Source organism: Kaistella yananensis, assembly GCF_026107505.2.
Taxonomy (GTDB): domain Bacteria; phylum Bacteroidota; class Bacteroidia; order Flavobacteriales; family Weeksellaceae; genus Kaistella; species Kaistella yananensis.
The window spans coordinates 1-13,415 of record NZ_JAPCHZ010000004.1 but is presented as its reverse complement, the minus strand read 5'-3'; the positions used below and the strand labels follow the sequence as shown (position 1 = coordinate 13,415).

At 41.8% G+C, this 13,415-nt stretch carries 14 protein-coding genes; 9 read left to right on the top strand and 5 right to left on the bottom strand.

Features of this window, described 5'->3' with window-relative positions; translation table 11 throughout:
• Position 1: 1 nt before the first annotated feature.
• The 7 genes from OK344_RS07050 (at position 2) to OK344_RS07020 (ending at position 6,408) form a co-directional block, all read left to right on the top strand.
• Entirely contained in the window at positions 2-1,102 is a 1,101-nt protein-coding gene (locus tag OK344_RS07050; protein ID WP_265144135.1) for an ABC transporter permease, read from the top strand.
• A 19-nt stretch (positions 1,103-1,121) separates the two neighbouring features.
• Positions 1,122-2,246: an ABC transporter permease gene (locus OK344_RS07045; RefSeq protein ID WP_265144134.1), complete on the top strand. Its 1,125-nt coding sequence runs from the start codon at positions 1,122-1,124 to the stop codon at positions 2,244-2,246.
• A gap of 42 nt (positions 2,247-2,288) precedes the next feature.
• The gene (locus OK344_RS07040; protein WP_265144133.1) at positions 2,289-2,660 is read left to right on the top strand and encodes a hypothetical protein; all 372 of its coding nucleotides are present in this window, start codon (positions 2,289-2,291) and stop codon (positions 2,658-2,660) included.
• On the top strand, positions 2,657-3,145 hold the full coding sequence (locus tag OK344_RS07035; protein WP_265144132.1) for a hypothetical protein: 489 nt from the start codon (positions 2,657-2,659) through the stop codon (positions 3,143-3,145). Before OK344_RS07040 ends, OK344_RS07035 begins: the two co-directional genes overlap by 4 nt.
• Before the next feature lie 184 nt (positions 3,146-3,329).
• The gene (locus tag OK344_RS07030) at positions 3,330-4,838 is read left to right on the top strand and encodes an aldehyde dehydrogenase family protein (RefSeq protein ID WP_265144131.1); all 1,509 of its coding nucleotides are present in this window, start codon (positions 3,330-3,332) and stop codon (positions 4,836-4,838) included.
• An 82-nt stretch (positions 4,839-4,920) separates the two neighbouring features.
• Positions 4,921-5,205, top strand: a complete 285-nt coding sequence (locus tag OK344_RS07025) for a DUF779 domain-containing protein (RefSeq protein ID WP_306400450.1) — start codon at positions 4,921-4,923, stop codon at positions 5,203-5,205.
• A 249-nt stretch (positions 5,206-5,454) separates the two neighbouring features.
• Positions 5,455-6,408 carry a T9SS type A sorting domain-containing protein gene (locus OK344_RS07020; RefSeq protein WP_265144130.1) on the top strand — a complete coding sequence of 318 codons (954 nt, stop codon included), beginning with the start codon at positions 5,455-5,457 and terminating at the stop codon, positions 6,406-6,408.
• A gap of 196 nt (positions 6,409-6,604) precedes the next feature.
• On the opposite strand, the gene mazG is transcribed toward OK344_RS07020, so the two are convergent.
• The 4 genes from mazG to ruvX all read right to left on the bottom strand — a co-directional run bounded on the left by mazG (position 6,605) and on the right by ruvX (position 9,106).
• Complete coding sequence (mazG, locus tag OK344_RS07015) at positions 6,605-7,375, bottom strand: nucleoside triphosphate pyrophosphohydrolase (protein ID WP_265144129.1); 771 nt, start codon at positions 7,373-7,375, stop codon at positions 6,605-6,607.
• A 145-nt stretch (positions 7,376-7,520) separates the two neighbouring features.
• Positions 7,521-8,087 carry a DUF5606 family protein gene (locus tag OK344_RS07010; RefSeq protein WP_265144128.1) on the bottom strand — a complete coding sequence of 189 codons (567 nt, stop codon included), beginning with the start codon at positions 8,085-8,087 and terminating at the stop codon, positions 7,521-7,523.
• 33 nt (positions 8,088-8,120) lie between these two features.
• Positions 8,121-8,693, bottom strand: a complete 573-nt coding sequence (gene def, locus OK344_RS07005) for a peptide deformylase (RefSeq protein WP_265144127.1) — start codon at positions 8,691-8,693, stop codon at positions 8,121-8,123.
• The gene (ruvX, locus tag OK344_RS07000; protein ID WP_265144126.1) at positions 8,690-9,106 is read right to left on the bottom strand and encodes a Holliday junction resolvase RuvX; all 417 of its coding nucleotides are present in this window, start codon (positions 9,104-9,106) and stop codon (positions 8,690-8,692) included. The genes def and ruvX overlap by 4 nt, the downstream gene beginning before the upstream one ends.
• Positions 9,107-9,525: 419 nt before the next feature.
• On the opposite strand from ruvX, the gene OK344_RS06995 reads away from it, so the two are divergent.
• Positions 9,526-10,002: a SixA phosphatase family protein gene (locus OK344_RS06995; protein WP_265144125.1), complete on the top strand. Its 477-nt coding sequence runs from the start codon at positions 9,526-9,528 to the stop codon at positions 10,000-10,002.
• A gap of 356 nt (positions 10,003-10,358) precedes the next feature.
• On the opposite strand, the gene OK344_RS06990 is transcribed toward OK344_RS06995, so the two are convergent.
• On the bottom strand, positions 10,359-11,909 hold the full coding sequence (locus OK344_RS06990; RefSeq protein WP_265144124.1) for a serine hydrolase: 1,551 nt from the start codon (positions 11,907-11,909) through the stop codon (positions 10,359-10,361).
• Positions 11,910-12,372: 463 nt separating this feature from the next.
• Between OK344_RS06990 and OK344_RS06985 the strand changes: the two genes are divergently transcribed.
• Entirely contained in the window at positions 12,373-13,020 is a 648-nt protein-coding gene (locus tag OK344_RS06985; protein WP_265144123.1) for a hypothetical protein, read from the top strand.
• Positions 13,021-13,415: the final 395 nt, after the last annotated feature.

Here is a 13,415-nt window from a genome sequence, read left to right as displayed (position 1 = left end):
AGTGAAACAGTTACTAACTTTTGTCCGGAAAGAATTTTTACACGTTCTGCGTGATAAAAGGACGCTGCTCATCCTTTTCGGGATGCCGGTGGTACAGATTCTGCTCTTTGGTTTCGCTCTGAGTACTGAGGTGAAAAACACGCGGATCGGTGTTCTGGATCAAGACAAATCTCAGGCTTCTACCGAACTGGTTTCGAAAATCCACGCCAACCTTTATTTTGATCTCGAGCAGGACCTGAAATCCATCCATGAAGCGGAAGATGCATTCAAAGGTGGACGAATTAAAATGATTATGGTAATTCCTGCGGGTTTTTCTGAAGATCTTAGCAGTGGAAAAAAAACTCAGCTTCAACTCATCACCGACGAAACCGACCTGAATCTGGCGAACCAGATTTATAATTTCATGTCGAACATCATACTTGATTTTTATAGACAGCAAACTTTAGTTCAATCATCCGGAATACAGCCTGAGATCCGGATGCTTTATAATCCGCAGCTTCAGGGTGCGCCTAATTTTGTACCCGGCGTTATGGCCTTTATTCTGCTCATCATCTGTGTGCTGATGACTGCTATTGCCATTGTGCGCGAAAAAGAAACCGGCACGCTGGAAGTGCTTTTGGTTTCACCCCTGAAACCTTACGTGATTATTCTGGCGAAAGCGATTCCTTATTTTATCCTTTCGGTCATTATACTCATTTCTATCCTCATTTTAAGCGTAATGGTACTCGATTTACCGATTAGAGGAAATCTGTTTCTGCTTTTCGGGATCAGCATTATTTTCATCATCACCAATCTTTTACTGGGAATCGTCATCTCCATTCTCACCCAGACACAGCAAACTGCGATGCTCATTTCGCTAGTCGGCACCATGCTTCCAACGTTGATGCTAAGCGGTTTTATGTTTCCTGTAGAAAATATGCCGGTACCGCTTCAGGTTGTCGGGAATGTCATTCCGGCCAAATGGTATTATGAAATCGTAAAAAACATCATGATTAAAGGCACCGGCCTGGAAGTAATCTGGAAACATACCGCGGTTCTTACCGCAATGATGATGCTGCTCTTCCTTATCGCCGTGAAGAAGTTTAAAATAAGGCTCGAGTAATTTTAAAATGTTGTAAAAAATGTTGAGCACCCTTCGCATATTAATCAAAAAAGAGTTCCTGCAAATCTTTAGGAACAGAGCTATTCTGGCTATAATTTTCGTAATGCCTGTTGTACAGCTGGTGGTTCTGCCGTTGGCGGCGAGTTACGAAATCAAAGACATAAAAATTGCGGTGACCGACCACGACAAATCATCTTTATCGCGGGAACTGATCCGGAAGATTACAGCTTCGGGATATTTTAAAATCACTGCTTATGGAGAAAGCTATCCGCAGGCGTATCAGGAAATAGAAAAAGACCGTGCCGACCTCATCATCGAAATTCCCAACAATTTTGAAAAAGACATTGTAAAAGAAAACCGCCAGAAAGTGCTGATCGCCATCAATGCCATCAACGGTACAAAGGCCGGACTTTCTGCCAGTTATCTTGCGCAGATTCTTCAGGATTTCAATTCGCAGATTCAACTCAAAATGTCGCCCGAACTCGAAAGTATGAGCAAAATCTCCGGTCTGGAAACCGTGCCGATGTTCTGGTTTAATGAACATTACAATTACCGCCTTGCTCTGGTTCCGGGAATTCTAGCCTTCCTTGTGACTTTAATCGGGGGATATCTTACCGCGCTGAACATCGTAGCCGAAAAAGAAACCGGAACCATTGAACAGATTAATGTCTCCCCAATCCGAAAAGTTGATTTCATCATCGGCAAACTTTTCCCGTTCTGGATTCTGGCGATGGTTGCGTTCAGTCTTGGACTATTGGTTATGGTTTTTGTTTACAACATCAGGATTGAAGGAAATCTTCTTCTGCTCTACGCCTTTGTGTCGGTTTATCTTATCACCATTCTTGGCCTGGGGCTTCTGGTTTCTGTTTACAGCGAAACCCAGCAGCAGGCGATGTTTGTGGTATTCTTTTTCATGATGATTTTCGTGCTGATGAGCGGACTTTTCACGCCTGTGGAAAGCATGACCGACTGGGCAAAATATATCGCGTATCTTAATCCTGTGACTTATGGTGTTGACGGCATCCGGCTGATTATGCTTAAAAACAGCGGCTTCACCGATTTGCTGCCTCATTTCGCCTTTATTGTTTCTTTAGGACTTGTAGTGATCACATGGGCAGTACTGCGCTACCGGAAAACAAATTAAAAACCCTGTAACCTGAAATATAATCACTAACTTTAGAAAGCCATGAAACGTACCCTGTTACTTATTTTTCTGTTTCTTTTCGGTCTCGTTACCCTCTTTATGAGCAGCGCGGTTTTATTCGACTGGCTGGGCATCCGCGAAAAAGAAGGGAATTTTGTTCCTGTCGTGGTCTGGGCAAACTGGCTCTGCGGATTTCTTTATCTGATTGCTGCTTATGCAGTCTTTAAAAACAGCCTTCGGGCAAAAATTCCATTGATTACTGCACTCTTCATTTTGATTGCAGCATATCTCTATCTCTTTATCCACATCAGTAACGGCGGTCTGTACGAAACAAAAACAGTGGGCGCCATGGCATTTCGGGTCGGTATTACTGCGTTATACCTTTTTACAACCATAAAAATTTTTAAAAAATGAAAAAAACATTGCTTTCAGCACTTTTAGGGCTGGCCATCGTAATTTCCTGTGAAAAGAAACAGGAAACTACCGAAAATCAGGATCATACGAATCACACCGAAAATGTTGCAGCTGAAACTGAGGCAGAAGCTACCCATGACGATCATGCCGACGCCAGTGCAAATCTGGAACTCAACAATGGCAAAAAATGGAAAACCAACACGGAAATGCTGCCGTACATCCAAAAACAGGAACAGCTCATTGATGCGTACGACGATGAAACCGGCGATTACAAAAAACTCGCAGCAGACCTTTCAACAGCCAATGACCAGTTGATTAAAAGCTGCACCATGACCGGAAAATCTCACGATGTGCTTCACGTTTGGCTTACCGATCACATGAAAAAAATTGACCTGCTTGCCAAAGCGACCACACAAAAGGAAGCTGAAAAAATTGCAGAATCACTGGAGCATTCTATGGAATCTTATCACCAGTATTTCGAATAATACCTTAAAATTAACCTCATTCATGAACCTTCAGAATTTTTTCTGGAGGTTTTTCTTTAGAAATATATTCGATTGAAATTTTCTATCGACGCCAATTATCAATTTCACATCAATTAACAGATTTTGGCTTTTTCATCCGCAAGAATATTGTTAATTTTAAAAACAATAATTAAACAATATTACAATGAGTTCAAAAGTTTACGACAGAGTACAACTGAAAGAAAAGTACGACAACTACATTAACGGACAATGGACTCCACCGGCAAGTGGAAAATATTTTGATGTAATAACCCCACTGGATGGCACAGTGATGGGCCAAGCGGCACATTCCAACGAACAAGATCTAGAAATGGCAGTAAATGCTGCGGAAGCGGCTTTCGTAACTTGGGGAAAAACTTCCGTAACCGAAAGAAGCAACATCCTCAATAAAATTGCGGACCGCATGGAAGCCAACCTGGAAAAAATTGCGGTGGTAGAAACCATGGACAATGGAAAACCAGTTCGCGAAACCCTGAATGCCGATATACCTTTGGCGATTGACCATTTCAGATATTTCGCCGGGGTAATTCGTGCGGAAGAAGGTTCTTTAATGGAATTAGACAATGATACGGTTTCCTTAATTGTGAATGAACCTTTAGGAGTGATTGCTCAAATTATTCCTTGGAATTTCCCGATTCTGATGGCTGTTTGGAAACTTGCTCCAGCTTTGGCAGCAGGAAACTGCGTGGTACTGAAACCGGCTGAAAGTACACCCATCTCAATTTTGGTCTTGATGGAAATCATCGGCGATTTGCTTCCACCGGGAGTTGTAAATATTGTAAATGGTTTTGGAGGAGAATTAGGTCATGCCCTAGTTACCAACAAAAAAGTGTCAAAAGCAGCCTTCACGGGTTCTACCGCAACAGGAAGACTGGTGATGCAATATGCTACTGAAAACATTATTCCGGTAACTTTGGAATTGGGAGGTAAATCACCAAACGTTTTCTTCGAATCAGTGATGGATGAAGACGATGCCTTCTTCGACAAAGCGTTGGAAGGAGCCGCATTATTTGCTTTAAACCAAGGTGAAATCTGTACTTGTCCATCCCGATTATTGGTACAGGAAAGTATTGCTGACAAATTCATCGAAAGAGTCGTAGAACGTGTTAAAGCCATTAAAGCAGGAAATCCACTCGATACTTCTACAATGATCGGTGCGCAAGCTTCGAAAATCCAGTACGACAAAATCCTTAGCTACATCAACCTTGGTAAAGAAGAAGGTTGCGAAGTGCTGACAGGCGGCGACGCTAATGTATTGGAAGGCGAATTGAAAAACGGCTACTACATCCAGCCAACCCTATTGAAAGGTCACAATAAAATGAGAGTTTTCCAGGAAGAAATCTTCGGACCCGTACTTGCGGTAACCACTTTCAAGGATGAAGCAGATGCGATCGCGATCGCAAACGATACCATTTATGGTTTAGGAGCCGGAGTTTGGACCAGAGATGCTCACCAATTGTACCAAGTACCAAGAGCAATCCAGTCAGGAAGAGTTTGGGTAAACCAATACCATTCTTATCCTGCAGGAGCACCTTTCGGAGGTTACAAACTTTCGGGAATTGGTAGAGAAAATCACAAAATGATGCTCGATCATTACCGCCAAACCAAGAATATGCTCATTTCTTACAGCAAAGAAAAATTAGGATTCTTCTAAATGAACAAAGGTGGATTTCTCAAAAAAATCCGCCTTTTTTTTCTTTTATATGAAAAATTATTCACCCTAAAAATTAGTAATAATGAATAATACACAGCGACTTTCCGCAACCCCAAAAGCTTTGCAACTGATCAGGGAACTCTCCGAAGAATTTGGAGATTTGATGTTTTATCAAGCAGGTGGCTGCTGCGAAGGTACCCAGCCGCAATGTTTTCGCAAAGGACATTATTATCCGCGCACAAAAGATGTGTGCATCGGTACTGTTCTAGGTTTTTATTTTTGGGTGGATCACGATTTATATGAATACTGGAAATACAACCATTTCGAACTTGATGTTAGCGACGGTTTTGGAGTAGGCGGATTTTAACTGGAAACTGCAAAGAAAAAAACCTTCAAAATCAATTATCGGGTTTTATCCAAAGACGAATTCGAAAATCTCGAAGAACCACTGCTTTATCATCAGTATATGATTCAGGAAAAAGAGAATTCGCAGAAAATTTAAATCAGAATAAAGATATACCCGGCAAATATTATTTTTAAAAGCTGTTAATTTTTTAATTGACAGCTTTATTATTCATATTTTTTACTAATTTCATCATCAACTAAATATTCAATTATGGAAACAAAAACTACTCTTTTCAAAAAACAGGATTACCTTCCCAAAGCCCTTTCTTTGCGGCTTCTGAACAAACGTATATCTTCCGTTGTCATAGGATTTATGATGATGGCCGGATATACTACCACCAAGGCACAAACAGCTTTGGTAATACCCGATTCCAATGAGGGCAGTGCATTCATCGGTCCTTACGGAAATGCCGCTAGACAGTTACAGATGATTATCGATGATACGCTCCTTACTTCCCTCGTCGGAAAAAATCTTACCTCCATTTCCTTCAGGCTGCCGGCAAGTACAGCTACCAGTTGGCCACCGAACAGTTTGACGATGAATGCATTTGATATTTATCTGAGTGAGAGTGTTGAACCGTCGGAGCGACAGCTTAATTTTGCCGCTAATGTGGTAGGTACACAAACTCAGGTACGCTCCGGAAGTTTACAGATTCCGGCAGGTGCGCTAACTGTAGGTTCCAATCCAAATAATTTCAGTTTTAAGATTAATTTTACAAGTGCATGGCAGTATAACGGTGGCAACCTACTAATAGAAGTTCGACACAGCGGAACCGGAATTTCTTCAAGAAGTGTTCAGGCAGCTTCTACAAGTTCGGCAGGTTATGGGACTTTATATTCAGCACTTTGGCAATCTACAGGCGACGTTTTACAGGGCAACTTTACACAGGTAGAAATTACTGCAGATGGTCCGTTAGGTACAAATTCAGTGAAAATTGGAGCGGCTGTAAATATTTACCCCAATCCTGTAAAAGACATGCTGTTTATAAAATCTGGGCAGGAATTTTCTTCTTATTCTGTTTATAATATGGCCGGACAAAGGGTTGCTTCAGATAAGATGACCGGAAAGAGCATCAATCTTTCGCGCCTGCCATTGGGTTCGTATGTTCTGAAACTTACGGACAAGGAAGGGAATACAGAATCTGCAAAATTCATTAAAAATTAAAATCTGCTCACCTCATATTCTGAAGCACAACGTGATATGTAATCATTTTAATAAAAGACATTTCTCTCGAAGTGTCTTTTATTTTACACTTTCAGAAATTTAGTGTTCCTTAAAAGTCCGTTTGTGGCGAAAGGCTAACGAAAATTAAAGACTAAAACAAATTATATGTCATAACCCTCAAAATAATGATGGATCTTTATCGGATCATGACTTTGGCTTCTTCCCAAAGTTTATCCATTTCCTCCAGCGAGAGATCTTCCAGTTTTAAATTTTTATCCGAAGCCAGCTGCTCCATCTTCTGGAAGCGGGAAATAAACTTGATATTGGTTCTTTCCAGTGCTGAGTCTGGATTGATACCTGAAATTCTGGCATAATTGATCAAAGAAAAGAACACATCTCCCAGCTCCTGCTCTTTTTTGTCGGGATCGGTTTCCGCGTGAAATTCTGTAAGTTCTTCATCCACTTTCTTCCAGGCATCTTCAGCATTGGCAAATTCGAACCCGATTCCTTTTACTTTGTCCTGTATTCTATAGGCTTTCACAATACTTGGTGTTCCTTTAGTCACTCCGGAAAGGACTGATTTGTTTCCTTCCTTTAGTTTGAGCTTTTCCCAATTCTGCTTTACTTCCTCTTCATCCTGAACCTCCACATCTCCGTAAATATGGGGATGGCGGAAAATGAGTTTCTCATTTAAAGCATTGATGACGTCCGCGATATCAAAGCTTCCCTTCTCTGAACCAATTTTGGCGTAAAATACCAGATGCAGCAGTACATCACCCAGTTCCTTTTTAATTTCGGGCAGATCTTCTTCCAGCAAAGCATCGGAAAGTTCGTACACTTCCTCCAAGGTAAGATGCCGCAGGGTTTGGAGCGTCTGTTTCCGGTCCCAGGGGCATTTTTCCCGAAGGTCGTCCATAATGTCGAGGAGCTTAGAAAAGGCTTCAAGTTTCTGTTGTTTGGTATTCATGTGATGGGCGATATTTGATGCTGGATGCTAGATGTTGGATGATGGATGATGGATGGTGGATGTTTGGTACCGAATTACAAATTTACTTCATTTATGCAAAAAACCTTGCCGGTAAAGACAAGGTTTTCATTTCATTTCCTATGGTTTATCCCATTTTTCTGTGGGTACTTTTGGGTGTACCTTTCGCAGAAGAAGTAGAAGCTTTTACTTTAGGAGCAGCAGTTTTCTCAGTTTTGGGCGCTGTTTTTTTCGCTGTTTTTTTCTCCGTAACCTCAGCAGGCTGATCTTCAGTTTTTTCCTCAGCAGGAACTTCTGCTTTTACGAAGCTTTCGGGGGTAATGTATCCTGCTTTGCTCAGGATGTTGTACCACTGTGCCAGTTTTTTGATATCTGAAACATATACTCTTTCGGTATCGTAATCTGGCAGCGACTGGGCCATGAAATCTCTCAGTTCCGCATCCGAAGACTTGTGAGAAATTGCTTCTTTATAATCGTAGTTTTTGGCCACATTTTCGAACACTTCAAATAAAGGAACTTCTTTATCAAAGGTGAACATCGCGATATTATCGAGCAAACTTACCTGAGAAGTATTGCCGATGCTCACTTTCTTCTTGGAAACCACATCTTCGATAATGAAACCGTTTTTCAACTGCGAAATCAGTTTGTAAAGCCCCGGCTTACCGGAAATTGAGATTATTTTTTCTAACTGCATTTTTCTTATTTTTTATATTTTTAGTTCGTTCTTTTATTTAGGGAACCGCATTTTGTAGTTTACCGCCACATCGCCATGAGAAATTTTTACCAACTTCCCTTTCACCAGTTTTTTCTTCAGTGAGCTAAGATGGTCTGTAAAAAGTATGCCTTCAATATGATCGTATTCATGCTGAATAACACGCGCTCTCATGTCGGAGAACGTGTCGGTATGTTTAACGAAATTTTCGTCATAATATTCGATCACGATGGTTTCTTTGCGTTTAACATCTTCGCGGATATCGGGGATTGAAAGACAGCCTTCGTTGAATTTCCATTCTTCACCGGATTCTTCAAGAATCTTGGCATTGATGAATACTTTTTTGAAATCTTTAAGTTCATCAGCGATATCGGCATAATCTTCGTCCTCCGCAAGTGGCGAAAGATCTGCGATAAAAAGGCGGATATCGAGACCGATCTGCGGAGCTGCCAACCCGATACCATGCGCAGATTCCATGGTTTCGAACATATTACTGATCAGTTCGTTAAGCCCCGGATAATCTTTGTCGATCTCGTGACAGTGTTTCCTTAAAACTGCATCGCCAAATGCACGTATAGGTAATATCATTTTTGTTTCTGTTCTAAAAAATTCTGTAAAATAAGGGTGGCACTTACTTTATCAACCAGCCCCTTTTCTTCTCTTTTCTTTTTGTTCTTGCCGCTTTGCGAGATGAAGAAGGAAGCCATTTTCGAGGTAAAACGCTCATCAAAACGGTACACTTCAATCTCCGGAAACTGCAGTTTAAATTTCTCAATAAACCCTGAAATTTCCTGCTCTATTTCCGAAAGGTTTCCCTTCAAATCTATGGGAAGCCCTACTACAATTGCCTCTACCCTGTTTTGGGCAAAATAACCGGTAAGAAACGGAAAAAGTTCTACGGTTTCTACGGTCTGCAAACCGCTGGCAATAATCTGCAGCTCATCAGTAACCGCAATGCCACAGCGTTTTTTGCCATAATCTACCGCCATAATTTTCCCCATAGTCTGCAAATTTACAAATATTTGTCTTTGCTTACAAAATTTAAAAAAAGGTGACATTTATCAATTTGAAATCCGGCACCTTTAATCTTAATCTGCCTAACTTTATTTATTATTTTAATCTAAAAACACTTTGCTGATGAAAGCTTTAGTATTTAATGGATCCGGACAAAAATCGCTGGTCGACTGCTGCTCCTGAAAAATGTTGAAAGCAAGAAACTGCAGCCCGAGAAACTGGTTTCGCACCGCTTCGATTTCAGTGATATGATCAATGCGTATGAAGTATTCGGTAATGCCGCTAAAGAGAAGGCCTGAAAGTAATTATTAACTTCAACTGACCGTAATTTTTTAATAATCAGGAAGAGAAGCTCACAACTTCTCTTTTTTTTAACTAATTTTATTTCCCCAAAATACAGCGCAATATGAAAACACTAATTCTTGTTCGCCATGCCAAAAGCGACTGGCCGGAAAATACGGATGATTTTGACAGACCCCTTGCCGAAAGCGGTTTACAGGACGCCGTAAAGATGTCGAACTTTTTAAGGAATCAAAACATCGCCATTGATAAGATGGTCTCAAGCCCCGCACTGCGCGCCCTGAATACGTGTGAAATCTTCCACAAAACCTATCCGGTGGCGATGGAAACCAACCCCAAACTTTATAACGCCAACGAAAACAATTTCGAATCTGTGATTTATGAACTGACGGACGAGGTGAAGTCGGTGGCAATGTTCTCTCACAACAACGGCATTTCTAATTTTGCCAATATGATGAGCGGGGATATTTTTGCGTTCCCTACATGCGGAGTAGCAGGTTTTCAGGTTGAGTGTGAGTCGTGGGCAGATTTTGAGGGTGCAAAAAAGAAGTTGCTGTTTTTTTATGAACCGAAGAAGATTTGAGCTTTAAGTGCCGTATTTTAAGACCACTGATTTTTAAAGAATTTCGTTTACCGCAAAAGTTAGCAAAGACTTTTGCACAATTCAAGTGCTGCTAATGAACGATAAGTGGGTTATATATCTTTTTTCTCAATTACTAAATAAGAACGCAAAGGTGTTTCACTTATCAAAGACAATAATGTAGGTGAAGTTAGGGGTCTTGAGTTTTATCATCGGGAAGAATTTTCACTGCACTTTTTTGATCTTTGCAACATCTTACCAGATCAAAACTTTTGTAACTTTTGTGGTAAATGCTTACTAAAAAGTCACAGAGAATTACGGTTCCCGGTGACTTTTTTATTAATTATTGCTGTTTCTAATTACTTGGTGCGCTGCAAATCGAGATCTTCGAAATCGAAACTGAAATCCGTAATATCGGAGATGGGTTTCATCTTTGCAGAGGTGGCTTTTCCGGCTTCATCGTAGGTGAAGATTACGAAGGCATCAGCATCGTAACTTCTGTCATCCCATTTTGCAATGAAGGTATTGTGGGTGTAGGGCAAGAGTTCGCCTTTCAGTCTCGGCGAGTTTTTAGCCTGGACACGGTAGATTTTCCCCTGCTGCGTGATGACTACATCACCGAACCAGGCATCAGTGTAGGTACCTACAAACTGTTCCGGTTTTGGGTGCTGGCTTTTCTCTTTTTTAAAGGCTTCGGATTTCGCAAAGATTTCTTTCTTTCCTTTTTCGAAATCGGCATTCATTTTTGTCATCCGGTCGCCGTAGGTTTTCAGCCAGTTTCGGTCTTCAATGCCGAGGTAGGCATCCTTAATGGTGTTGGTTACCGTGCTGAAAGCTGCCCCACTCTGCTGGTTGGTGAGTACGATGATGCCGAGCTTCATGTCGGGAATCAGGGTGAACTGGGTAACAGTACCAATCAGTCCGCCGGTGTGGTACACCTGTTTATGCCCTTTAACATCGGTAAGGAACCAGCCCAACCCATAACCACCGAAATTGGAATCGTAGGCATTTTTTAAAGCTACAGGTGTGGCGATCTGCAGGTTCCAGAGCTGCTGGATTTGTTTATCGGAGACGAGTTTTTTACCGTCTTTGGTGGTGAACCCGTTCATAAGGAAATCTGCCCATATCCCCATATCGGTAATGTTACTGATAATACCTCCCGCGGCATCCGCAGTCTCATTCCAGTCGTGTGGAACCTGAATCACTTTACCGTCAACAGGGGCGTGTGCATCGATGATATTTTTTACGCCAGCAGCTTTTGCACGGTTATAATTGCCAAAACTCGATTTCATGCCTACGGGTTGCAGGATCCGCTGCTCGATAAATTCAGCCCAGGAAAGTCCGGAAACCCTTTTGATTACCTCACCCGCTACAATGAACATAATGTTGTTATAATCCATGGTGTTGCGGAAAGAATGCTCGGGCTTCAGATAGCGCACGTTGTGGATGATGTCGTTCACCGTAAGATTACCGCCTTCAGGAAAGAACATCAGGTCTCCCTGCCCCAAACCCAAACCGGCTCTGTGGGTAATTAAATCTTTAACGGTAACCTCCTGGGTTGCATACGGATCGTACATACGGAATTCAGGAAGGAACTTCGTGACTTTATCATCGAAATTCAGTTTTCCTTCATCGGCTAAGATTGCCAGTGCGGTAGCGGTAAAACCTTTGGAATTTGAAGCGATTCCCACGAGGGTGTATCCGTTCATTTTTTGGTTCGCGGTAAGGGAATTCACGCCAAAACCTTTGGCATAGACCATTTTGCCGTCTTTAATAATGCCGACGGACATTCCGGGAACATCAAATGTTTTGAGGGTATTTTGAATCAGTTCATCGAGTTTTTTTTCTTCGATCTGGCCGAAAGCCATTAAAGAAACAAGGATGAATAACAGGGAAAAGTTACGTTTCATTATCGGAATTTTAATTGTCACGAAGATATAAATTTTTTAACAGGCGCGCTATACACCGGCTACAGGTGGTGAATAAATCAGGAAGTCTGCATTACAGTTTTGTGGTTCGCACCCGTACTGTTCGGGGTTGGTTCAGGACTTCTTCGGAAAAAAGGGGTTATTTCCGAAGGAGATACGAATAAGACCTGAAGCATTCAGCACGAAGACCTTAAGGAGACCTTAAGCATCCTGCAGGGAGGTACGGCGCAAGTATGCAGCAACTACGGCTCAACCTCGGGAAAATGCTTATGGAAAGGGTTTAAGAAGAATTTAATTGGTGAAAAACAGGGGTTTCGGAATGAAACAAACGTTCATAATCACCTGTTTACCAAAACTTTGTAAATATAGGGAAAAATCATAAAACATCGGTTATATGTGCTATTTTTTATATATTTGAGATGGGTACATTTCTAAAAGCAACAGCATGGGCAAAGTGAATTCGATATTTAAAGTGAGCGGCAAACTTGGCGATTATGTTTTCTACGAGCTGAACGGGAAGCAGGTTGTGCGCAAGGCCGCCGGTAAAAAACGGGGTCCGAAATCGGAGGCTCAGAAAAAGAACGAGGTTCAGAACACCGAATTTGCAAAGGCCTCATCGGCCGGAAAATTTCTGCGTGCCGGCTTGGCAGAGGAATGCAGGCGCATGAATGACCGCTACCTGTACCGGAAGGTAAACAAACTGATGCTGGAGCTGAAGGCTGCGGATGGTGCCGAAAAGGGCCAGCGCACCCCTGCAGGAGGATTGGGTACTCCCGAAGGCCGCGCAATACTGCGGGATTTCCGCTTTCATAAAAAGTACGGGCATTTCCCCAAACTGAACAGTGCGGTGAGGCAGAGAGGAAAGGCCGTGCTTCACCTCTCCCCTTCCCGCCAGCCGGTTGACGGCATTACGGAGCTTCAGATTAATCTTGACAACGGAGATTTCCGAAGACAGGTGCACGCCGCGCCGGAAATAAGCGCACAGAACCGCGCGGAAGTGCCACTCGGTTTCCGGCGCAGAAAGGGTTACCGTGATTTGTTGTTTATTTGGGGCGAAGGGTTTCTGCAGGGGGTTGTTGTAGCTGAGGAGTAAGTATTAATTTGTTTGACGCTCTTAACGCAAAAGTCTCCTGGGTCGTTATTCAACTCATTAAATTAGATCATCAGCGTTATCAGGAAAATTAGCGAGAGATTACGGTACTTACTTTTTGCTTCATTATTTATTGTTATACTTACTTTTTGCTTCATTTTTTATGTTTTTTGAGTGGAATCAGCGATCCGCCTTTGGAGGATTGTCTTGATAAAAAAAATTACAAGGCATATAATGTTATACTTACTTTTTGCTTCATTTTTTTTATGTTTTTTTCAGTGGAATCAGCGATCCGCCTTTGGAGGATTGTCTTGATAAAAAAAATTACAAGGCATATAATGTTATACTTACTTTTTGCTTCATTTTTTTTATGTTTTTTTCAGTGGAATCAGCGATCC